The following is a 20,758-nucleotide window of genomic DNA, read 5'->3' as shown; positions in this document are numbered from 1 at the left end:
CGGTTCGCTTGAGGTGAGCGCGTAATGACGACTCGCCGGTCGGTGCTCACTGCAGCAGTCGGACTGGTAACTGCCGGACTCGCGGGCTGTATCGGTAACGGCGGGTACGAGGACGGTGACGAGGATGCCGATGTCTGGCTTTCATCCGTCGACGAGTTCGATGGTATTGAAGACCACACCGGTTCGGAAGCGGTATCGGTTACCGTCGGCGCGGGGAACGGCCTCGCATTTGCACCCGTGGCGATCCGGGCCGATCCCGGGACGACGGTCGTCTGGGAATGGTCCGGGGACGGCGGCAGTCACAACGTCGTTCACGCCGGTAGCGACGAACTGTTCGAGAGCGATCTGGTGAACCGCGAAGGACACACCTTTGATTATACCTTCGAGGATCCGGGTACCTACAACTACATTTGCACACCACACGAGGCCTCGGAAATGAAGGGGTCGGTCGTCGTTGTCGAATAGCTGGCTGGGCCCCACACCGGAGGGGTTTTATGCTGGAAAACAGTGAGTACAGACAGACGGCACGGTCGGGCGGCCGCCTTTCGGCACCCGTGGTTTCCACGCGTGTCCCGGCTCCCCGACCTACACCGTCGCTTTACACTCCCGAGCGACGGCTGTTCTCGTTGTAGTTACCGGTTCAGTGTGTGAATCGCGTGTCCGAGCGCGTTCTCGGCTGCTTCCATCACCGACTCCGAGAGGGTGGGATGGGTATGGATCGTCGACGCGACGTCCTCGACGGTCGCGCCCATCTCGACGGCCAGGCCGATTTCGGCGATCAGCTCCGACGCCTCGGGGCCGACGACCTGCCCCCCGAGGACGAACTCCTCTTCGGCGTCCGCGACGAGCCGGACGAACCCATCGCTCTCGCCGGTCGTGAGCGCCCGCCCGCTCGCGCGGAACGGGAACTCGCCAACCATAGGCTCGAAGCCCGCATCCTCGGCTTCGGCCTCGGTCATCCCTACCGTGCCGATTTCGGGCTCGGTGAAGACCGCGGCGGGAATCGCCTGGTAATCGAGCGCGGCGGGCTCGCCCGCGATCACTTCAGCGGCGACTTGCCCTTCCTTGCTCCCCTTGTGTGCCAGCATCGGTTCGCCAGCGACGTCGCCGACCGCGAAGATGTGCTCCTGGTTTGACCGGGCCTTGTCGTCGGTCGGGATGAAGCCACGGTCGTCGGTCTCGACGCCCGCGGCCGTCAGCTCGACGGTATCGGTCACCGGCTGGCGGCCGACCGCGACGAGCACGTTCTCGGCGTCTATCGAGAGGCCCTCGTCGTCCTCGCCCGCGGCATCGGTATGGACGACGATCCCGTCGTCGGTCTCCTCCCAGCCAGCCGCGCTCTGTCCGAAGTGGAACTCGACGCCCAGCGATTCGGCGTGTTTCTTAACGGGACGTGCGAGATCCGATTCGTAGCCCGGCAGGACCGAGTCGAGCATCTCGACGACCGTCACGTCGGTGCCGAGTTTGGCGAAGACGCCCGCAAGTTCCATCCCGATGTAGCCCGCGCCGACGATCACAAGCGACTCGGGCGCGTCGTCCATCGCCAGTGCCTGTCTGGAGTCGAGTACCGGCTCGTCGCCGTAGGAGAAGCCGGGAATCTGGATCGGCTGCGAGCCCGTCGCGACGATGGCGTGCTCGAACTCGATCGTCTCCGCGCCCTGTCCCTCGCCGCCGTGGACCACGCGAGCTTCGTTCTCGTCGACGAACTCTGCACGACCCTCCACGAGATTGACCTGATTCGCCTTGCAGAGCTTCTCGACGCCGCCGGTGAGCTGGTCGACGACGCCGCCTTTCCACTCTTGCATCTGCCCGACATCGATTTCGGGGTCGGCGTGGATCCCCATCTCCTCGGCGGTCCCGGCATCGTGGGCAATACCCGTCGCCGTGATCAGCGCCTTCGAGGGAATACAGCCGTGGTTCAGACAGACGCCGCCGTAGGCGTCTTTTTCGACCAGCGTGACGTCCAGATCGAGCTGTCCGGCGCGGATGGCGGCAACGTAGCCGCCCGGTCCCGCGCCGATCACCAGTACGTCTGTTCCGGTTGCAACGTCTCCAACGACCATGGTAGCGTGTTAGTGGTGTCGGGTGAAAGAATGGTGGGGTATCACGTCTACCACATCAAAGCACTATATTGGATACATATTAACTCGTACTACAGTAATATTTTATATTTCAAGCCTTCGCCAATCTGAGTCCTCGTTAGTCATAATTCAAATCATATTTTATTAATTGATTTAATATTATATAATATAAAATTATATGTGAGAGTATAGATTATAGGGATTATGAGCGAAAAATACAATAAGCAGTCGAAACGGCGATCGTTTTTGAAGTATGCGGGTAGCGGAGTGGCAGCTACACTTGGCAGCACTGCCATTCCCACGGGAGCCGCTACGACGGAAGTCGATGATCGCGGCGACCCAATCGAATCATCCGACAGTCCATCTACTACCGTCAGTACAACAGTGGGAGAAACAACTATCCCAGCGGAAGTTCCGGACGGAACCGTTATTTCGGAGTCTTACGATTGGATTCAAGATGGGGCACCACAAACGAACAATACGTATGCACTTCAGCTCACTGATAAGGGTGGTGTTGATCCAAATTTCCGCCCCACAACAGATGGTGATCTGACGATCGATTGTTATTGGCGGTTCGATTCCGGCTCATATTTGGCATATTTGTTTAACGATTTCGACAGCACAGCAAGTGGGTTTCGTGCGTTTACGAACGGAATTGCCGGAAGTGGGCTACGTTTCAGGAACGTGTTTGGCGGGAGCGATTTGGTCTACAGTAGCACCCTTCAGGATGGTAAATGGTATAATATCCGTCTTGTACTCGATAGTGAAGCTGGAACATTCTCTGCATATATAAACGGCGAGCAGATTGGCGAAAGTAATTACAGTGGAACAGGGTGGACAGCTGGCGACAGATTCCGAGTGATGGGCCGTCATTCAGGCTCTTCAACGACAGTTGATTACGACCGTTTTGTTATCGTTGATGAAGCGGTTCATCCTGAAGATGGCGAGGTTGTATCTGGCCTCATACAGTACGAACTAGATGATGGCGAAGGAAACACGGTCTACAACGGTCAACGCGACGATAGCGAACTCCTGGAGCCAACAGTAGAAACCATTACCAGACCACCGACAGGTGTCGAACCCGACCAGCCGGTGCAGGCGAGCGTAAGGCTACACGCTCCCGGTGCTACGGTCGATGATATAGAAGCAAATATTCCCGGCCAGAAGCCCTGGCTACGACGTCAGGGAGGTGTAACTGAGAATCTGTTTGCGGACGTTGAGATCACGAGAGTCGAAGAAGACACATTCGAAGTCAAACTACACTGTGACGCACTCGAATCTGTAAGAGTTCGTGAACCATTCGAAGGATTCGGATACGATACCGGATTAGTGATCAAAGTCGGCGGGGACGAGGTTTTTAGACAGGACAACTGGAGCACCTACGTATTCCAGCAAGTGGACACAGTAGCGACGATCGTTGCACATCCAAAAAGAAATAATGAGGGCTCAAGCAGGCCACCGAAACATCCAGGTGAAAACGAGAACGCCCCGAACAAAACTGGTGAAGAACTGTACCAGTACTTACGAGAGAGAGCCGAGTTCGTTTGCGAGTATTACGCGAGCTCCCTCGGAAGTCACGGTGCTCACGGTTTCGATTTTAACTTCGTTACGAGACGTGTCAATGATGGGTACGGTTGGCTGGAACTTGATTTGCCTGAAGGAGTCTATTTCGATGGGAGTGCTAATCTGCCAAATAATTCAATTAAATTCGTCCAAGATGCACTTGACCTGGCTGCTGAAGACTTGAATGTACAGTTCGATGAGTACACGACTGCATTCGTTCTAAACGAAGCCCGTCTCAGTAGACCGTTTTATCGGGGAGGACTGATATCAGACGATGTAGAGAGCGTCGAATTTTCACTTGGGGGGTTCAATGTAAGTGTTTCAGCAGCCACACTAGAAGAGCAATATGCGGATATATCTCCGTATCAAACACCAACTGGTACCATAGATGCGGCATATGATGAAATAGACGGGGACAAATGGAGACATGAATTAGGACATACTCTCGGACCAGATGAACAGGTAGGGTTGCCGGACCTGTATGATATGAAGGGAACCAATCTCGGCGACGTTGGCGAATGGGGGATAATGGGTGAAGGATCCGGCCCATTTATGTCCTATTGTAAAGTACTTGGTGGGAACTACATTGAAAGAGATGTTTTCAATCGCGAGGGGTGGTTAGAGCAGAGTCGAAATTACCATCTCTTGGAAGATAGTGAACTTGATCTGAGTCCGTTAACAGAACAACGCCTTGGGGATGATGCGAAATATTTGACATCAATATTCGGTGAATTTACGATAGATGTTGATGCTTCTGCTCGCTTTGATATAGATCCAATCGATGTCGATGTCAGCGTTTCTCCGGAGAAATTCCACCTGACAACATATATTCTTGAAGCAAGAAAGGGAGGTGACTCGTGGATTCCCTGGAAAGACGGCGATAGTACTATGGTTCCGAAATCTCCAAGCGAAAATAATGGTGTGGCAATTTACAAATTCAGTAGCTTCAGTATCAAAAGAGAATCCGATCTTGAGCGTGTTCTTAATTTCGAGAATCCAATAAACATAGATGGGACAGTAACAGTTGATTATATTGATCAGGGTAACGAATCGGAACCGACTCTATCACTCGCGAACACATCTAGAGAAAAGTACGAAGATGGCGAAACTGTATCGACATTTGAACTAGAACGGTCCGTCGAATCTGGAAGCCCAAAGGTCTCGGTTGAGCGTAACCCGGAATCACTTATCGGTGAAACAGCACAGTATATGAACAGGGTCATTGCAGAACTGGGCGACTATGCTGATGACCTTGCAGACGATATCGAAGCAATTACACACGCAGACGATCCGTTGCCTGGCATCAGTGTGCTTGCGGTTACCTCTAATGGCAAGCGGACAGGAATAGCCCCGGAGACAGGTAACAGATACGGAGAGATAGAGGGATCGAGCATTTCTGGGACCAGAAGACGCCCAGTCATATCCATTCCAGGGAACAAAGACGTGACTATTAGTATTGGTGCGTCTCGGTTGAAGGAAGAATTACAACAACGAGGATTCGAACCGCCAGAAGAGATCCCATACACACGAACGCTTATTCGAGACAAGGATCTCTCATTCAGAAAAAAGAACGGAATTCCGATTATAGACGGCAGGACGAGACAATCAGTTAAGACAAAAACCGGGGAGGAGGCGGAACAAGTGCTTCTCACCGATGTGGACGTGGATGTTACCCCGTCGCGAATCAATGCAGCCTCACAGGGCAATTTTGTGACAGCCACTATCAGATTTAAAGAGGAAATTGATGGCAAGTCACTGCTTGTCCAGAGCGTCGCCATGGAGCAGGTTCAAGCGATCCACGACGACAGCTACGGATTTGTCAATGATCCAATTATTTGTCAGAGTGACGAGACCAAAGTACAGGTCAAATTTGATCGGGAGAAGGTTATCGAAGGCTACGGGCCCGGAAAACACAATGTGACCATCAGTGGAGTTGTCGATGGCGTCACCTTCCAGGGCGATACAAAGATAGAATTGTTCGAACCGGGACACTCGAATAAAGGAAGATCGGATACGCAGGGGAACGGCCCACCACATAAATAGATACTAACTAAAGGCAGAAAATATGTCCCCAGCTCATTTCCATCGCCGCGACGTGCTCCGAACCAGTGCCATCGGCCTTGCAAGCGGTGTCGCCGGCTGTGTACGCTTTTCGTCGCCCGAGCCACCGGATCCACCGCCGTTTGGACCGCCGGGGACCGATTGGCCGATGTACGGCTACGATCACGGAACGACGGGACACTCCCCGAACGCAACCGGTCCCCAGAGTGAGCCCACACTCGAATGGGGAATCGAACCCAGCGATGGCAAAGCACCGGGGTTTGCGATCCACGATGATATCATGATCGTCAGCGGCGATGACACACTCCGATGTTTCGATCTTACCGCCGGTGAACAGCGTTGGAGCACCGATATCGAGGGACCCGCCGGGGTTGCGCTTGACGCCGAGTGCTGTTACGTTCGTGGGGACGGTACTCAGCTCAACGCCTACAGGCTAGATGACGGAGGGGTGCAGTGGAAGGTCAACGCCGACGGCGAACTCCTCGCACCAGTCCTTTCGGACGGTGAGATGTACGTCCTCGATGGTAGCGAAGTAGTGCGATCGATCGACACGAATACTGGTGACGTACAGTGGCAGACCACGGTCGAGAGTGATATCTTTACAAATTCACCGACCATATGTCACTTATCGACCGACGGCACGTACCTCGCTGTGAGCACGTTCGGAACGGTCGTCGTCCTCGATACAGACAACGGAACGGAACGAGTGCGACTCCCCTCCGCAAGTCGTCCAGTCGGCGTAATCGTTGCCGATGGCGTACTATACTTGAGCGGACGGACGCTTCGTGCGTGGGATATAGAGCGGGACGAATTGCTTTGGGAACAGGATCTCGAATCGCTCACGACATATTCGATCGGCCTCAGCCGGGACATCGTCTATGCCGGTGTCGATACTTTCAGGATGTTCGACCGTGCGTCGGGCGAACCACGCTCACAAATAGGACTCGATAGCAGAGAAATGATTCACCTGCCAGTTCGTGGTGAGAATACAGTATTTATCGCCTCAGGTCAGGGAGGGATACTCTCCGATATCAACGCGATAGATGTGGGTGATACCTCGCTGCAGTGGCATCTCAACTTCGACGGAGGATCAGCAGCAAATCTGGCTGTCGTAGGCGATCGCTTACTCGTCGCTGCTGTCGAGGGCGGTCTCTACTCGTTTTCCGACTAATCTGGCAATGGACGCTGAACTGTGGGCTCACCGCGCGAAGGCGTGCCGACCGAAGCTGTTTTGGTCGCACCTGTTGGCCATCCGGCATGGACCGGATCGACCTGCAGACTGCACCGACGTGCGATCGAGTGGGACAGTTCATGACGGAGGCGTGCTGAGATGGCGGCGAGCAGTTCGCGGGACGTCGTAATCGTGGGTGGGGGCGTCGCGGGCCGCACTGCGGCGACGTTTACCGCCCGACACGGCCTGAACACCCTCGTTGTCGACGCTGGCGGGTCGCTCCTGCGCCGGAACGCCCACCTGGAGAACTTTCCCGGCTTCCCGGCAGGCGTGAACCCCCGCCGACTGCTCGACGGGATGACCGAGCAGGCGGAGGGGGCTGGAGCGGAGTTCCTCGACGCGACGGTCATCAGTATCGAGAACACCGAGAGCGGTTTTGCGGTCGAGACTGATACGGAGGACCGCTACCACAGCCAGTACGTGATCGCTGCGACGAAAAACGAGGTGGAGTATCTCCGATCGATCGACGGCGTCGGGCTCATCGACCGAGGCAAAACGTTCGTCGATACGGACGAGCGAGGCCGCACCGGCGTCGACGGGCTTTACGCTGCCGGTCGACTCGCCGAAAAACCCCACCAGGCGATCGTCTGTGCCGGCCACGGCGCGGAAGTCGCCGTCACGCTTCTCGAAGACGACGACCGGCCCTTCTACCACGACTGGGTCGCCCCTGAGGGCTACTTCACCGATCGTGGGCGTGATCTCCCGCCGGGCTGTGAGGAGATCGACGCCGAGACGGCGGGCGAGTGCGAGGACGAGGCGAACGAACTCATGCGCGAGCGATTCGCCGAGCGCCATCCCGACGACCAGGAGACACATCCGAGTCTCGAGGAGTAAGACGTCTCAGGCTCACACGCCGTGGTTCCGGAGTCGACGACCTACGATATCGGCCGGAAGCGTGTCGAAAAACAACCTGAAATCACAACGTCTCATGTCTGTGTTCGAAGTGTGAGCATTGTTAACAAACTTGCAAACCCGCCAACTATCAATAATGGTACAGACGCCACCACCCAACCGAGAAATCCGAATAGCGACAACAGGGCACCTGCGACGACCACTGTGTCGTATCGAGTAGTGACGGACCGATTATCAACGAGGAACCGTTCGGCGACCAGTACTGGAGCCGCTGCTACTAGTATGAGCCACAGTGCCGCAATTGGGGCGTTTGTGGTCAGTACGTATGGGGTACTGATCACCAAGATGAGAACGAGCAGTACACTCCCTGTACAATATTTCACCTGTAACGCTCCAATTCCAATCATTATAATGGTAATGGAGATGTTCAAGGACCGATAGTGATACTCGAAATTCAAATAACTGCTTCACTCTAGTAACAAACATGAAGCGGGCGAGTTCCGCATCGCAATCGGCGAGCAACTCCGCGACGACGAAGAATGGGAACTGCCGGGACGGATCCACGAAAACGCGACCAGATGTCCGATGTCCGGATCGAATCGGTGCCTATGGGGTGTTCTGTTTTCTCACTCCAGAAGCAACAGGCTCGGCTCCTCCAGTAGCTCGATAATCCGGTTGGTAAAACGCGCCGCGTCCGCGCCGTCCACCACCCGGTGGTCGATCGACAGCGAGAGCGGGAGCGTCTCACGCGGAACGACCTCGCCTTCGTGGACTCGTGGGCGTTCCTTGATCGCGCCGAGCGCGAGGATCGCCACCTCGGGATGGTTGATGATCGGCGTGGCGTACTCGCCGCCGATGACGCCGACGTTCGTGATCGTGAACGTCCCGCCACGCAGTTCTTCGGGGTCGATCGAGCGCTCGCGGGCCTTCTGTGCCAGCTCGTTCGTCTCCGATGCGAGTTCGAGCAGCCCTTTCCGGTCGACGTCGTCGACGACCGGCACCATCAGCCCCGCGTCGGTGTCGGTCGCGACGCCGAGGTTGTACTCGCCGCGCTTGATGATCTCTTCTTCCTCCTCGTCGAGCTGTGCGTTCAGGATCGGGTGCTCTTTGAGCGCCGCCGCGACGGCTTTCATGACGAAGGGAGTGTAGGTCAGGCGGATCCCGCGTTCCTCGGCCTCGGCAGCGAGGCGCTCGCGGGTTGCGACGAGATCGGTCACGTCCACGGTGTCGTGGTGGGTGACGTGGGGCGCGGTGAACTTCGCAGTCTCCATCGCCTCGCCGATCGCGCGCCGGACGCCGCGGTACGGTTCGCGGACGTCCCCGGACGCCTCCGCCCCCGTGTCCGCCGTCCCGACTGCCGCCGCATCGGCGTCCTGCGCGGCTTGCTGGGCCTCGGCGTACTCCCGAACCGCCTCCGCGGTGACGAACGCCTCGCCGTCCCGCTGTTCGACTGCGGGGACGGCGTTCAGATCGACCCCCTCCTCGCGGGCGGCCCGTCGCGTGGCTGGTGCGGCGAGGGTACGCTCGCGGTCGGCGCTCTCGGTCTCAGCTCCGGAACCCACCTCCTGCTGGTTCGCGGTGGCCTCCTCTTGGCTACTCCGGGCTGGCTCGGACGCCGATTCGGCCCCTTCCTCGACTGCTGGCTCGTCGGGGGCGGAGGCTGACGCGCGTTCCCCACCGCTTGCCGCCTGCTGGATGTCTGCTGCTGTGATCCGGCCACCCGGACCGCTCCCCTCGATCGTCGCGATGTCGACGCCAGCCTGTCTGGCCTCCCGGCGGATCGACGGCGAGGCGAACACTCGTCCGTCCGACGTCTCCGGTTCCGCATCGGGGAGATCGCCGGTATCCGACTCGGATCCGTCGCCGGGTTCGGCCTGTTGGTCGCGTTCGCCCTCCGTCGACCGCGTCGCGTCGGTATCGTCCTCGCCCTCGACGTCGAACGTGACCACTACGTCGCCGACGGGTACCATTTCGCCTTCCTCGGCGTGGAGTTTCCGAATCGTCCCGTCGACCGGCGCGGGCAGATCGACCATCGCCTTGTCGGTCTCGACTTCGGCGATCGGCTGGTCTTCCTCGACGGGATCACCCGGTTCGACGAGCCAGCGGACGATCTCGCCCTCTGCGACGCCCTCGCCGACGTCCGGCAGTCGGTACTCGCGGGTCATCTCAAAACTCCACCGTCTCCCGGATTCCCTCTTCGATGCGGGTGGGTTCGGGCAGGTAGTAGTCTTCGAGCGCGTACAGCGGGAACGGCGTGTCGAAGCCGGTGACGCGCCCGATCGGGGCCTCCTGATACAGCAGGGATTCTTCCTGCAGCATGGCGGTGATCTCGCCGGCCAGCCCGCCGGTTTTGGGTGCCTCGTGGACGACGACCGCGCGGCCGGTCTTCTCGAAGCTCTCGACGATCGTCTCGCGATCGAGCGGCGAGAGTGATCGGAGATCGACGACCTCGACGTCGATCTCGCCATCGAGGTTTTCGGCGGCTTCGACTGTTCGGTGGGCCATCGCGCCCCAGCAGTAGGCGGTGACGTCCTCGCCCTCGCGTCGGACCGCTGCCTCGCCCAGTGGGATCTCGTAAGATTCGTCGGGGACGTCCCCACGGAACGCCCGGTAGATCAGTTTGGGTTCGAGAAAGAGCACGGGGTCGGGGTCGCGGATCGCGCTCGTCAGCAGTCCCTTGGCGTCGTAGGGCGTCGAGGGAACGGCGACCTTGAGCCCCGGCTGGTGGACGAAGAAGGCCTCCGTCGATTCGGAGTGGTGTTCGGGTGCGCGAATCCCGCCGCCGTAGGGCGCACGGATCACCATCGGACAGGTAAAACGGCCGCGCGATCGGTTCCGCAGACGGGCCGCGTGGGAGACGATCTGATCGAACGCGGGATAGATGAATCCCATGAACTGCATCTCGGCGACCGGTCGCAGGCCGTGCGCGGCCATGCCGATCGCTGTGCCGACGATCCCCGACTCCGCCAGGGGCGTATCGATCACACGGTGCTCGCCGAACTCGTCGTAGAGTCCCTCGGTGGCGCGGAAGACGCCGCCGTTTTTCCCGACGTCCTCGCCCATCACGAGGACGTCTTCGTCCAGTCCCATCTCGGTCGCCAGCCCGTCCCGTACCGCCTGAACGAGGGTAAGCGACTCGCTCGATACGTCGGCCGGATCCGGCGCGGTGGCCGGTTGTTGTTTGCTCGCCATAATCAACCCTCCAGTAGCGCGTTGTCGCCGTGATCCTCTCTGAGCCGCTGCAGATAGCGGAGCTGTTCGTCGAGCCGGTCGGGCATGTCTCGGTAGACGGACTCGAACATCTCGGCGGGTTCGGGTCGGTGCATCGACTCCACCTCCTCGATCGTCTCGGCCACGCGGTCCTCGATCTCGGCCTCGATCGCCTCGACCGTCTCGTCGTCGAGCCGTCCCGTCGATCGAAGGAACGTCTCCATCCGTGGCAGGGGATCTTTCTGTTTCCAGCGCTCGACTTCGTCCTCGTCACGGTAGACTGACGGATCGTCCGCGGTCGTGTGTGCGCCAAAGCGGTACTGCACCGCCTCGATGAGCGTCGGACGGAGTTCACCAGGCCCCGGATCTTTCGCCTTGTCGATGGCCTCTTTCGTCACCTGATACACCGCCAGCGGGTCCATCCCGTCGACCTGCACGCCCTCGAAGCCGTAGGCAGTCGCCTTCTGTGCAAGCGTCTCGCTGGCGGTCTGGCGCTCCCGTGGCACCGAGATCGCCCACTGATTGTTGTTACAGAAGAAGACGGTGGGCGTGTCGAAGACGCCCGCAAAGTTCAGTCCCTCGTGGAAGTCGCCCTCGCTGGTCGCGCCGTCACCGAAGTAACAGAGGAAGGCCCGGTTCTCGCCTTTGAGCTTCGATGCCCATGCCATCCCCGTCGCATGGGGGATCTGGGTTGCGATCGGGACGGCGACCGTGAAGACGTTGACATCGTCGGGAATCCGTCCCCCTGCCTCGCTGCCCATCCAGTACAGCATCGTCCGGGAAAGCGGCATTCCGTGCACCGTCACCGCGGCGTGCTCGCGGTAGCTCGGGAACAGCCAGTCCTCGTCGCCCAGCGCGTACGCGCTCCCGACCTGTGCGCCCTCCTGTCCCGACATCGGCGGGTACGTCCCCATTCGTCCCTGTCGCTGCAGGCTCACGGCACGCTCGTCGAGATGCCGGGCGAGCCGCATATCACGGTACATCTCCACGAGCCGGTCGTCGGATAGCTCCGGGACGCTGGCGTTCTCCCGGACATGCCCGTCCACGTCCAGTATCTGTACCCGGTCGTCGGGATCACGCTGTATCGTGCTCACCGGAGATACCTCCGTTGCATATCATAATCATCAATCGCTCGGGTTATATGGTTTTCGTGAATCCGGACCCCGAAACCGTACAGTAACGGACAGAGACGCGTTCTTCCCGAGTAATATTGTACGTTTGCAGTACTACTCTTGGGTATATCGTACGCCCCTGATATCACGTCTGCCTGGTCGTTCGGATGGTGTGATCGGTCGAGCGACGTGGTTGGCGAGTCGCATGTCTGATCGATCAGTCCCGCGACACAACAGTTTTGAAGGGGCCGATAAAACTGGATGGTATGAAAGTCCTGCTCGGGGTTGGTGGTAGCGACGAGTCCCGGCGCGCGCTGGCGGAGACAGTCGACCGAGCGGTGGAAGCAGGCGACGAATTGACGATTGCGATATTCGAGACTGACGAGCGAGAAGGGGGACGCGAGGAGATCGAGAGGGACGTGAGAGCCGAACTCGACGAGGCAGGCCTCGACGCGACGATCCGGCACATAGAGGAGGCACCCGAAAGCGAACTCCTCCGTATCGCAGAGGAAGAGGGCTTCGACCAGATCGTGATCGGAGGAGGGCGTGCCAGTCCGATGGGCAAGATCAAGCTCGGGCCGATCACCGAGTTCGTGCTCGTAAACGCACAGGTGACGGTGAAGCTGATACGATGAGCGACGACCGCCTCTATCCCGACGAGGTCGCGGGATCGTTCCCGGCCCCACCGACGGCGTTCGAGGACCGGGAGGGCCGGGAGATCCGGATGACATCGTATGATGCGGAGGACAGGGAAGCCCTCGTCGAGATGTACGTCGGCTTCGACCCTGCCGACCGCGCACAGGGCATCCCCCCGTCTTCGGAGCGGCGGGTCCGGGACTGGCTCGACGTCATTCTCGGCGAGGGCTACAGTGTCATCGCCAGCCACGGGGACGACATCGTCGGACACGCGGCGCTCGTACAGGATACCGAGGGTGATGCGTACGAGCTGGCGATCTTCGTCACACAGGAGTACCAGCGGGCCGGGATCGGCGGGACGTTACTCCGGCACCTGCTTGGCCATGGCCGAGAGCAAGGCGTCGAGTGCGTCTGGCTCACCGTCGAGCGCTGGAACACGGCAGCAGTCTCGCTGTACGAGAAAGTCGGCTTCGAGAAGAGCGGCTCGGAGAGCTTCGAGCTCGAGATGGCGCTCCGGCTCTCAGACTGAGAGGACTGGCTGGCTGGCGTACAACAGAGTGTACTCGGCGGCCTTTTCGAGGACATCCGGCTCGTCGGTCTGTGGCTCCCGCGGGATGACCAGAAAGTCCGCACCGATGTCGTCGGCGACGTCGAGCACGACGCTACCAGGGTGCTGTGTCTTGCGTTCGACCGAGAACCCGTAGGCAACCATCGTACTGACCGGGACGTCACCGTCGGCGGCCAGCTCCTCTACCCGCTCGAGATACGCCCGGTTGTCCGCGGCGACGGCGTCACCGTCGATCCGTTCCCGTTCGATCGCCCGAACGACCTCCTCGCCGAGCACGTATAGCACCTCCAGGTCGGCGTCGTAGCGGTCGGCGACCGCGACCGCGTACTCGACAGCCTGGGTCGACTCCTCGCTGCCGTCGACCGGCACGAGAACGGTTTCGACAGTTGGGATCCGGTCGGGGTCATCGACGGCGGGCTCCTCGAAGCTAGATCGAGGCTGAGTCGAGCGTGGTGACATACGGGGACGAACGGGGGCCGCGGTCAAAAAGCCACCTGCCACGGGATCGGCGCGGCGGAACACCGAGCGGGCGGCGGACCGGAGCTTTATGCGACCGGCGGGGGAAGGGGTAGGTATGATCGAGACAGTCGTCGTCGCGACGGACGGCTCCGAGAGCGTCCAGCGGGCGATCAACGTCGCTCTAGATCTCGCGGAGCGGTTCGATGCGAGCGTCCACGCCCTGTACGTCATCGACGAAACGGAGGTCGAGGGATCGCCCGACGAGCTGCGCGAAGACCTCCGGGGCGCGCTCGAACGGACCGCCGACGACGCGTTCGAGAGGGTCAGGGAGTGTACGGACCGGGAGGTGCGTACCGCGGTCCGTGAAGGGCGACCCGCGACGGAGATTCAGGAGTACGCACAGGCGGTCGATGCCGACGTGATCGCGACAGGCACCCGCGGACGTCACGGCGAGCACCGCTTTCTCCTCGGGAGCGTCGCCGAGCGGATCGTGCGGTCGAGTCCGATCCCCGTCCTGACAGTTCGCCAGCTGGCTTGACATCCTCCCACGGCTGACGCCGTGAGCTCTGTAGTGGTTCCGCGACGAGAGTGAGAAACCACGGATCGGCGGGTTCTTTGAGCCGGGACCACAGGAGTGGGTATGGACGATTCACTTATCGACGATAGCGAGCTCGCCCCGCCGCGACGATCCGTGCTGCCGGGCGAGGGATTTTTCGTTCCGGACTCGTTCGAGGAGGAACTCGAAGCTCAGGAGGCGGCCGAGGAACTCGATGGCGTCGAAGTCGCCGTCGTGGCGGATCCCGACGCCGACGGTCTGGCCTGTGTCGCTCTCTTGCAGGAGGTGTACGGCGAGGCCGCACTGATCCCCGCCGGTCCCCACGACCTCGAAGACGGGATGGAGTACGTCGCCGAGTACGGCGAAGAGGGAGTTACAGCCTTCGTCTGTGATCTCTGTCCGGACAAGTTCGAGTACGTCGACGAGGAGCTCGACGCACTGCTCGACACCGCCAGTGAGGTACGCTGGTTCGACCACCACCAGTGGGACGAGGATGTCGCCGCTGCCGTCCGCGAGGCGGGCGTCGATCTGGTCGTCGGCGACTCCGACGAGGAGTGTACCGCCGACGTCGCCGTCCGCTCGCTCGACTACGAGTTCCCCGAACACCTGCGCGAACTTGCCGTCGTCACGCGGGATCACGATCTCTGGATCCGCGAGGACGAGCGCAGCGACGATCTGGCGGATTACTCCTACTGGTCGGAGCCCGACGAGTACGTCGAGACGGTGGCCGAGCACGGCCCAGACCTGCCCGCGGCGGTACTGGACTTTCTCGAAGAACAGCGGATCGAAAAGAACGATCTAATCGAGCGCGCCGTCAACCGGGCGGAGTTCGTCTCGATCGGCCCGTGGACCGTCGGCGTCACCTATGGTCGCTGCTCACAGAACGAGGTCGCCGAAGCAATGCGCGAACAGGACGCCGACGCCTCCGTGATCGTCAAACCCGCCGGCTCGGCGTCGATCCGCGGCACCGACGAGTTCGAACGCTGTCACGAGGTCGCCGGACAGGTAAACGGTGGTGGCCACCCCAAGGCCGCGGGCTGTAAACCCGACATCTACGACGACATGCTCGATTACGCCCACCACTGGACGAGCCGCGGCGCGACGACGAAGCAGGTTATCCTCGACGCCTTCCGGAATCTGGAGTGGGAGGACGACGCCGACGAGAACGACGAGTAGGGCGGATCAGTCCCGGGCCATCACTCGCAGGACGAGTTGCAGGACGTGGACGAAGACGCCGGCGATGGCGATGTAGACACCGATCGCGCTGAGAAACTCCGACGTGCCGCGGCGCTCGCGGATCCGCCAGATCTCCCAGCCAAGCCGGAGGAGGAAGCCGAGGAAGATGAAGACGAAGCCCAGAAGGGAGATGACTGGAACAACCATTCCGAGGCCGACGCCGACGACGCCCAGGATGAACGAACCGTTGGCGTAGGTGCTCCAGGAGTCGAAGCTCTTCGAGCGGGCGTAGACGTAGGTGGCGATCAGGAAGGTGATGAGGACGGTGATGACCCCGGCGATGCCCAGGGCGGTGACCTGCACGTCACGCGGGGCATACGAAAGGATGCCAGCGCCGAGCGTGCCAAAGGCCAACTGGAGCAAGGCAACGCCCGCCATCGCGGTGCCCATACTGCCGTTTTTGACGCCCTTTTCCGCGATAATCTCGCCCACCATCAGTGCGGCACCGTACACCAGCACTCCGACGATCGGCGCGGCAAAGAGGTAGTCGTTGACGACCGCGAGCGGCGTCAGAACGAACGCGTACATCAGCGCGACGTTGATCGTCATCAATAGCGTCGCCATCCCGACGATGCGCCACTCACGGCCGTTGAGCAGGAAGCCGCGCCCGGTTGCCTGTGGATGCTCGCTCATTCGTCTCGCTCCCCGACGACCCATTTGTGTGAGTAGGCGGTCCCACAGGTACACTGGGCGTAGGCGTGGATCACGTCACCCTCGCCGTAGAGTCCGCCGACCTCCTCGTTCTGTTTCTCGGCAAAGGCGAAGACGAAGCGCACATCGTCGTCCTCGGCGTCCGGACAGGCCCCACCAGTGAGCGACAGATCAATTTCTCCTTCGGTGCCCATCGCCTCTTTGGCAAAGCCCATCGCGTCAGTGCCTGTCGCCGACTGGAACGCCGCTCGACCCGCCTCGCCGTCGACGATCAGCAGGTGCCCCCCGTCGACGCGCTCGCCGAACCCGTCGAGTTTGTCAGGGTCGTCGACCGCCTCGTCGGCGAGAAAGAAGGCGACGTCCTCGGTTCGTTCGCCCGCCAGAAACTCCGCACGTGCGTCGGTCATACCCTCCTTTCTCCTTCGACACTCAAAAGGACCGCGACAGCGAGCGAGACCGGTGGAAAGACACGATACTTCGAAAACTATAGCGACTCACTTCGAATAATATAGTAATTAGGTTCGAAAATTGTAGTAAGCTGTCCTCTCCGATTCACCCTGGTTTCGACACGGCACGAGCAGCCGATCGATCCGACCCGAACCTATTTTGCATCCGGCGGAAACGTCTCATGTATGCCCTCCGACAGATCCCGATTGCGCGTCCTCGAAGCGGCGCTCGCAGTCGGCCTGCTGTTGTTGATTGCGGTGACGATCGAACTGATACCGGGTATGAGGACGCTGGAAACTACACTGGGCACCGTATCGGCTCCAGGGACACTGGGGCCAATGCTCATGTTCGCCCCGCCCACCGCGCTCGCGCTCGCCGCACTCGCGAACGCGCTACTGAATGGTCTGAGTGTTGGCTCTATTCTCACCGCAACGCTGGCAGTACTGACGCTCGCGTTGACTGCCCTGAGTCTTGCGGCACTGATCTTCCCGACCGACGGCGGCGTTTTTATGGGCCATATTCTGGTCGCTGTCGTCGCCATCCCGCTTGCGGTCGTCGTACTGGTACGTCCAGTCGTTGACCGCGTCGTCCACGAGGAGCTGACGCCACGGCTTCGCAGTCGACTCGGCCACTGATTGACTGCGGACGTCGAGCAGCGCGCGCGAACCGTGAATCGGCCGTCTCACCGCTCGGTTTCTCCGGTCGACTGGGGACGCACTCCTGAATCCAACTAACCCCAGTTAATTCGGCTTAATCGTCGGGTACAACCGGTTAATTGCCACGAATTCGGGTTGAGTGTTTCAGGGGGTTAACTGTCTCCCACTCCCCGATCCGGATGCAATGAACGCTCGAACGCTACTCACGATCGCGATCGCCGCGGTCGTCCTGATCGGCGGCGCGGCGGCAGTCGGAGCCGCCGCCCCCGCGGACGCATCGAACGCAAACGAAACCGCAGACGATCACGCAGCCGACGACCCCGGACCGGCAGTCGGTGACGACGCCGGACTGCCCGGCTCCATGCCCGAACAGGTACCTGATCACGTGAGCGATATTCACGACACGATCGGCGAGCACCTCGACGACGGGACCGATAGGCTCGGTGACGCGGTGAGTGGGATCGTCTCCGCGGCCGACGAGATCGGTAGCGGCGACGTCGCAGACGACGCCGATGATGAGGCCGAAGACGTCGTCGATCGGATGCTGTAACACGGCCAGAAAACACTTCCAATTACCCAACCAGAATCCAATAGCAATGACTAACGACATCCGCACGACTGACAGACGTTCGTATCTCAAGATGACAGGAGGCGCCGCGGCCATCGCCACAACCGGACTGGCTGGCTGCCTCGGCGACGCGACAGGGACACTCGCGACCAGTGTCACCGACCAGCCAGAGGACATCGGCGACTTCGAGTCCTGTATCGTCACGATCGAGGGCATCTGGCTCGGCCCCGACGACGCCGACGCTGGCGACACCGGAGACGACGAGGACGGAGAGCCCGCTGGACGCGAGTACTACGAGTTTGACGAGCCACAGGAAGCCGACCTGGTCCAGCTTCAGGGCGAGGAGACTCAACTGATCGACGATCGCGACCTCGATACCGCCGAGTACGAGTTCCTGCAGCTCGACGTCAGCGACATCGTCGGCACGCTCGAAGACGGCGATACGGCGGAGATGGACACGCCCGGTGAGGCTCCGCTGACGTTCAACGAACCGTTCGAGATCCGCGAGGACGTCCGGACCTCCTTTACCGCGGACTTCGCGCCCGTCCGACAGGGACAGACGAACCGGTACATCCTCCGACCGGTTCCGGAAGGGATTCAGGTCCACTACGACGACGAGGAAGACGACGAATAACGACACGGTCCCGCTGGCGCTGCCGGCTTTTCACTCGATTTTCAGGAGGCAGTAGCTTGCGAGCGACACGGCAGTCGCTCGCCATGTTGTTCGCGCAAACTGTAGCGTTCGGACGGAGTCCCGGAGTCTTCGACTCCGGGGCACATCTGATCGTCGATCAGATGGCGTCTCACGCGAGCGTAGCGTGAGGCACGGGCGACCTGCGGTCGCCCGGAGATTTGAACTCGCTCAGACGTGCTCGCGTTGCTGCGCGCGTCTGATCTGATCAAATCTCCGTGTCAGACGCATAAGCGCTCACGAGGCGAGCGACACAGAGGTCGCTCGCCGTGTTGTTCGCGCAAAATGTAGCGTCCGGACGGAGTCTTACGCGAGCAAAGCGAGCGTAAGGCACGTCCGGTCGCGAACGCAGTGAGCGTCCGGACGGAGATTTGAACTCCGGTCCCTGGCTCCGCAAGCCAAGAGGATAGTCCACTACCCTACCCGGACTCATCTCTACGTATCGCCGAGTCACGTAAAGCGGTTACGATCCGAGCCGTCTCTGTCAACGCCTCACGGAGCCGGAGGTTTATACATGAACACGAGGCAATCGGGGACCATGCCGCCCCAGAGAAACCCGCAGTGCCCGCACCGCGACCCACAGACGGCGTCCAGCACACCGAACAAAACCACGAGACAGCGCCGCCGCCTGTGGCAAGGACAACGCTTAACCGGGGGCCAAACTACCACACCGTACTAGAATGGGTGCTATCGAGGACGTATACGAGGATCTGGAGGCGGACGTCCCCCAGGAGAAGTTCCGCGAGGCCGTCGAGGCCAAGGTGGAACAGATGGGGGGGTTAGCGGACGAGGAGACCGCCGCGATGCTCGTTGCACACGAAATTGCGGACAACGAGGTGAACGGGATCGCGGATATCGAACCGGGAATGGAGGAGGTGAAATTCCTCGCCAAGGTCATGGGGGTCGGTGAGGTACGGACCTTCGACCGCGACGACGAAGAACAGCCCGAAGGACAGGTCGTCAACGTCGAGTTAGCCGACGAGACTGGCAGCCTACGCGCGGCCTTCTGGGACGGGCAGGCCGAGGCAGCGACCGAGGAGCTAGAAGTCGGCGATGTGCTGCGGGTGAAAGGTCGACCGAAGGACGGCTACAACGGCCTCGAAGTGAGCGTCGAGGACGCCGAACCGGACGCCGAGGTCGAGATCGACGTCTCGGCGACCGACACCTATCAGGTCGAAGATCTCTCGATGGGCCTCTCGGACGTCGATCTAGCGGGGATCGTGCTGGACACCGAGCCTGTCCGGACGTTCGACCGCGACGACGGAAGCGAGGGGAAAGTGTCGAACCTCGTGCTCGGGGATCCAACGGGACGTATCAGGGTAACGCTGTGGGACGAGAAGGCCGACCGCGCGACAGAGATCGAGTCGGGGACGAGCGTCGAGGTTGTGGACGGGTACGTTCGCGAGCGCGACGGCGACATCGAACTGCACGTCGGGGACCGCGGCGCTGTCGAGGAGATCGACGAGGCGATCGAGTACGACCCCGAGCGAACGCCGATCGAGACGCTTGAAATCGGACAGACCGTCGATATTGCGGGTGTCGTGCGCTCTGCGGACCCGAAACGGACCTTCGACCGGGACGACGGCAGCGAGGGGCAGGTCCGTAACATCCGCGTGCAGGACGATACGGGAGATATCCGGGTCGCGCTGTGGGGCGAAAAAGCCGACAAGGAGATCGCGCCGGGCGACGAGGTGGCGCTTGCGGATGTCGAGATTCAGGACGGCTGGCAGGACGACCTCGAAGCCTCTGCTGGCTGGCAGTCATCGGTGACCGTACTCGGGGATACGACCACACAGGCCGACGAGCCGACAGCGGACGGTGACGCGACGCTGGGCTCGTTCGACGGAAGTGAAGACGACGGGACAGCGGACGACACCAAGGTGACATCGACAGCTGCCAGCGATGCAGGCGGGGCCACCGCGAACGAGGGGAGCGCTGCGACGGCGATGGCCGACGGTGAACGAACCGAGTTCACCGGAACAGTCGTACAGGCCGGGAATCCGATTGTCCTCGATAACGGTGAGGAAACGGTAAGCGTTGAGACCGACACTGACGTCCACCTCGGACAGGAAGTCACCGCCCGCGGGCGCTTGCAGGACGGGACGATCGACGCGGACGACATCGTGTAGACTCGATTTCACGGAACGCCGCGACGGAAAAGGTTAAGGTCCCGACTTGCC

General features: G+C 60.5%; 19 protein-coding genes and 1 tRNA gene. 12 read left to right on the top strand and 8 right to left on the bottom strand.

Annotation, left to right across the window (positions count from 1 at the left end):
* The first annotated feature begins 24 nt into the window (after positions 1-24).
* The gene (locus AArcSt11_RS08190; RefSeq protein WP_250596172.1) at positions 25-465 is read left to right on the top strand and encodes a halocyanin domain-containing protein; all 441 of its coding nucleotides are present in this window, start codon (positions 25-27) and stop codon (positions 463-465) included.
* A gap of 167 nt (positions 466-632) precedes the next feature.
* Here the strand turns inward: AArcSt11_RS08190 and lpdA are convergent, their stop codons facing one another.
* Positions 633-2,063: a dihydrolipoyl dehydrogenase gene (lpdA, locus tag AArcSt11_RS08185; RefSeq protein WP_250596170.1), complete on the bottom strand. Its 1,431-nt coding sequence runs from the start codon at positions 2,061-2,063 to the stop codon at positions 633-635.
* A 222-nt stretch (positions 2,064-2,285) separates the two neighbouring features.
* Here lpdA and AArcSt11_RS08180 point away from each other — a divergent pair, with 222 nt between their 5' ends.
* From AArcSt11_RS08180 to AArcSt11_RS08170, 3 genes are all read left to right on the top strand, one after another.
* Positions 2,286-5,687, top strand: a complete 3,402-nt coding sequence (locus AArcSt11_RS08180) for a LamG-like jellyroll fold domain-containing protein (RefSeq protein ID WP_250596168.1) — start codon at positions 2,286-2,288, stop codon at positions 5,685-5,687.
* 22 nt (positions 5,688-5,709) lie between these two features.
* On the top strand, positions 5,710-6,876 hold the full coding sequence (locus AArcSt11_RS08175; protein ID WP_250596166.1) for a PQQ-binding-like beta-propeller repeat protein: 1,167 nt from the start codon (positions 5,710-5,712) through the stop codon (positions 6,874-6,876).
* 159 nt (positions 6,877-7,035) lie between these two features.
* The gene (locus tag AArcSt11_RS08170) at positions 7,036-7,770 is read left to right on the top strand and encodes an NAD(P)/FAD-dependent oxidoreductase (protein WP_250596165.1); all 735 of its coding nucleotides are present in this window, start codon (positions 7,036-7,038) and stop codon (positions 7,768-7,770) included.
* Positions 7,771-8,414: 644 nt separating this feature from the next.
* Here the strand turns inward: AArcSt11_RS08170 and AArcSt11_RS08165 are convergent.
* Genes AArcSt11_RS08165 through pdhA form a run of 3 tightly spaced genes read right to left on the bottom strand, consistent with a single transcriptional unit; the run spans position 8,415 to position 12,092 of the window.
* The gene (locus AArcSt11_RS08165; protein WP_250596164.1) at positions 8,415-9,953 is read right to left on the bottom strand and encodes a dihydrolipoamide acetyltransferase family protein; all 1,539 of its coding nucleotides are present in this window, start codon (positions 9,951-9,953) and stop codon (positions 8,415-8,417) included.
* Position 9,954: 1 nt separating this feature from the next.
* Complete coding sequence (locus tag AArcSt11_RS08160; RefSeq protein ID WP_259371247.1) at positions 9,955-10,980, bottom strand: alpha-ketoacid dehydrogenase subunit beta; 1,026 nt, start codon at positions 10,978-10,980, stop codon at positions 9,955-9,957.
* A 2-nt stretch (positions 10,981-10,982) separates the two neighbouring features.
* A complete protein-coding gene (pdhA, locus tag AArcSt11_RS08155; RefSeq protein ID WP_250596163.1) occupies positions 10,983-12,092 on the bottom strand; it encodes a pyruvate dehydrogenase (acetyl-transferring) E1 component subunit alpha in 1,110 nt (369 codons plus the stop codon).
* Positions 12,093-12,376: 284 nt separating this feature from the next.
* Here pdhA and AArcSt11_RS08150 point away from each other — a divergent pair, with 284 nt between their 5' ends.
* On the top strand, positions 12,377-12,745 hold the full coding sequence (locus AArcSt11_RS08150) for a universal stress protein (protein ID WP_250596162.1): 369 nt from the start codon (positions 12,377-12,379) through the stop codon (positions 12,743-12,745).
* Complete coding sequence (locus AArcSt11_RS08145; RefSeq protein ID WP_250596160.1) at positions 12,742-13,275, top strand: GNAT family N-acetyltransferase; 534 nt, start codon at positions 12,742-12,744, stop codon at positions 13,273-13,275. Before AArcSt11_RS08150 ends, AArcSt11_RS08145 begins: the two co-directional genes overlap by 4 nt.
* Here the strand turns inward: AArcSt11_RS08145 and AArcSt11_RS08140 are convergent.
* Complete coding sequence (locus tag AArcSt11_RS08140) at positions 13,267-13,773, bottom strand: universal stress protein (protein ID WP_250596158.1); 507 nt, start codon at positions 13,771-13,773, stop codon at positions 13,267-13,269. The genes AArcSt11_RS08145 and AArcSt11_RS08140 overlap by 9 nt on opposite strands.
* 115 nt (positions 13,774-13,888) lie before the next feature.
* Between AArcSt11_RS08140 and AArcSt11_RS08135 the strand changes: the two genes are divergently transcribed.
* Together AArcSt11_RS08135 and AArcSt11_RS08130 are read left to right on the top strand one after the other, a co-directional pair.
* On the top strand, positions 13,889-14,311 hold the full coding sequence (locus AArcSt11_RS08135) for a universal stress protein (protein ID WP_250596156.1): 423 nt from the start codon (positions 13,889-13,891) through the stop codon (positions 14,309-14,311).
* 102 nt (positions 14,312-14,413) lie between these two features.
* Positions 14,414-15,505 (top strand): DHH family phosphoesterase, encoded by a 1,092-nt coding sequence (locus AArcSt11_RS08130; protein WP_250596154.1) that lies wholly within the window; start codon positions 14,414-14,416, stop codon positions 15,503-15,505.
* A 6-nt stretch (positions 15,506-15,511) separates the two neighbouring features.
* On the opposite strand, the gene AArcSt11_RS08125 is transcribed toward AArcSt11_RS08130, so the two are convergent.
* Complete coding sequence (locus tag AArcSt11_RS08125) at positions 15,512-16,198, bottom strand: hypothetical protein (RefSeq protein WP_250596152.1); 687 nt, start codon at positions 16,196-16,198, stop codon at positions 15,512-15,514.
* Positions 16,195-16,623: a DUF5807 family protein gene (locus tag AArcSt11_RS08120; protein WP_250596150.1), complete on the bottom strand. Its 429-nt coding sequence runs from the start codon at positions 16,621-16,623 to the stop codon at positions 16,195-16,197. Before AArcSt11_RS08120 ends, AArcSt11_RS08125 begins: the two co-directional genes overlap by 4 nt.
* A gap of 225 nt (positions 16,624-16,848) precedes the next feature.
* Between AArcSt11_RS08120 and AArcSt11_RS08115 the strand changes: the two genes are divergently transcribed.
* The 3 genes from AArcSt11_RS08115 (at position 16,849) to AArcSt11_RS08105 (ending at position 18,521) form a co-directional block, all read left to right on the top strand.
* Positions 16,849-17,298: a hypothetical protein gene (locus AArcSt11_RS08115; RefSeq protein WP_250596148.1), complete on the top strand. Its 450-nt coding sequence runs from the start codon at positions 16,849-16,851 to the stop codon at positions 17,296-17,298.
* Between the two features lie 205 nt (positions 17,299-17,503).
* Positions 17,504-17,869 carry a hypothetical protein gene (locus AArcSt11_RS08110; protein WP_250596147.1) on the top strand — a complete coding sequence of 122 codons (366 nt, stop codon included), beginning with the start codon at positions 17,504-17,506 and terminating at the stop codon, positions 17,867-17,869.
* Between the two features lie 46 nt (positions 17,870-17,915).
* Positions 17,916-18,521, top strand: a complete 606-nt coding sequence (locus AArcSt11_RS08105) for a DUF4382 domain-containing protein (protein WP_250596146.1) — start codon at positions 17,916-17,918, stop codon at positions 18,519-18,521.
* A gap of 413 nt (positions 18,522-18,934) precedes the next feature.
* On the opposite strand, the gene AArcSt11_RS08100 is transcribed toward AArcSt11_RS08105, so the two are convergent.
* Positions 18,935-19,007: transfer RNA gene (locus tag AArcSt11_RS08100), tRNA-Arg, on the bottom strand.
* Positions 19,008-19,258: 251 nt separating this feature from the next.
* Here AArcSt11_RS08100 and AArcSt11_RS08095 point away from each other — a divergent pair.
* A complete protein-coding gene (locus AArcSt11_RS08095; protein ID WP_250596145.1) occupies positions 19,259-20,707 on the top strand; it encodes a single-stranded DNA binding protein in 1,449 nt (482 codons plus the stop codon).
* Positions 20,708-20,758: the final 51 nt, after the last annotated feature.

The sequence above is a fragment of the Natranaeroarchaeum aerophilus genome (assembly GCF_023638055.1).
Classification (GTDB): Archaea; Halobacteriota; Halobacteria; order Halobacteriales; family Natronoarchaeaceae; genus Natranaeroarchaeum; species Natranaeroarchaeum aerophilum.
This window is presented reverse-complemented; position numbering and strand designations above follow the sequence as displayed.

Coding starts and splice junctions, on each gene's coding strand:
- AArcSt11_RS08190 (WP_250596172.1), top strand. CDS start 25: ATGACGACTCGCCGGTCGGTGCTCACTGCAGCAGTCGGACTGGTAACT.
- lpdA (WP_250596170.1), bottom strand. CDS start 2,063: ATGGTCGTTGGAGACGTTGCAACCGGAACAGACGTACTGGTGATCGGC.
- AArcSt11_RS08180 (WP_250596168.1), top strand. CDS start 2,286: ATGAGCGAAAAATACAATAAGCAGTCGAAACGGCGATCGTTTTTGAAG.
- AArcSt11_RS08175 (WP_250596166.1), top strand. CDS start 5,710: ATGTCCCCAGCTCATTTCCATCGCCGCGACGTGCTCCGAACCAGTGCC.
- AArcSt11_RS08170 (WP_250596165.1), top strand. CDS start 7,036: ATGGCGGCGAGCAGTTCGCGGGACGTCGTAATCGTGGGTGGGGGCGTC.
- AArcSt11_RS08165 (WP_250596164.1), bottom strand. CDS start 9,953: ATGACCCGCGAGTACCGACTGCCGGACGTCGGCGAGGGCGTCGCAGAG.
- AArcSt11_RS08160 (WP_259371247.1), bottom strand. CDS start 10,980: ATGGCGAGCAAACAACAACCGGCCACCGCGCCGGATCCGGCCGACGTA.
- AArcSt11_RS08150 (WP_250596162.1), top strand. CDS start 12,377: ATGAAAGTCCTGCTCGGGGTTGGTGGTAGCGACGAGTCCCGGCGCGCG.
- AArcSt11_RS08145 (WP_250596160.1), top strand. CDS start 12,742: ATGAGCGACGACCGCCTCTATCCCGACGAGGTCGCGGGATCGTTCCCG.
- AArcSt11_RS08140 (WP_250596158.1), bottom strand. CDS start 13,773: ATGTCACCACGCTCGACTCAGCCTCGATCTAGCTTCGAGGAGCCCGCC.
- AArcSt11_RS08135 (WP_250596156.1), top strand. CDS start 13,889: ATGATCGAGACAGTCGTCGTCGCGACGGACGGCTCCGAGAGCGTCCAG.
- AArcSt11_RS08130 (WP_250596154.1), top strand. CDS start 14,414: ATGGACGATTCACTTATCGACGATAGCGAGCTCGCCCCGCCGCGACGA.
- AArcSt11_RS08125 (WP_250596152.1), bottom strand. CDS start 16,198: ATGAGCGAGCATCCACAGGCAACCGGGCGCGGCTTCCTGCTCAACGGC.
- AArcSt11_RS08120 (WP_250596150.1), bottom strand. CDS start 16,623: ATGACCGACGCACGTGCGGAGTTTCTGGCGGGCGAACGAACCGAGGAC.
- AArcSt11_RS08115 (WP_250596148.1), top strand. CDS start 16,849: ATGCCCTCCGACAGATCCCGATTGCGCGTCCTCGAAGCGGCGCTCGCA.
- AArcSt11_RS08110 (WP_250596147.1), top strand. CDS start 17,504: ATGAACGCTCGAACGCTACTCACGATCGCGATCGCCGCGGTCGTCCTG.
- AArcSt11_RS08105 (WP_250596146.1), top strand. CDS start 17,916: ATGACTAACGACATCCGCACGACTGACAGACGTTCGTATCTCAAGATG.
- AArcSt11_RS08095 (WP_250596145.1), top strand. CDS start 19,259: ATGGGTGCTATCGAGGACGTATACGAGGATCTGGAGGCGGACGTCCCC.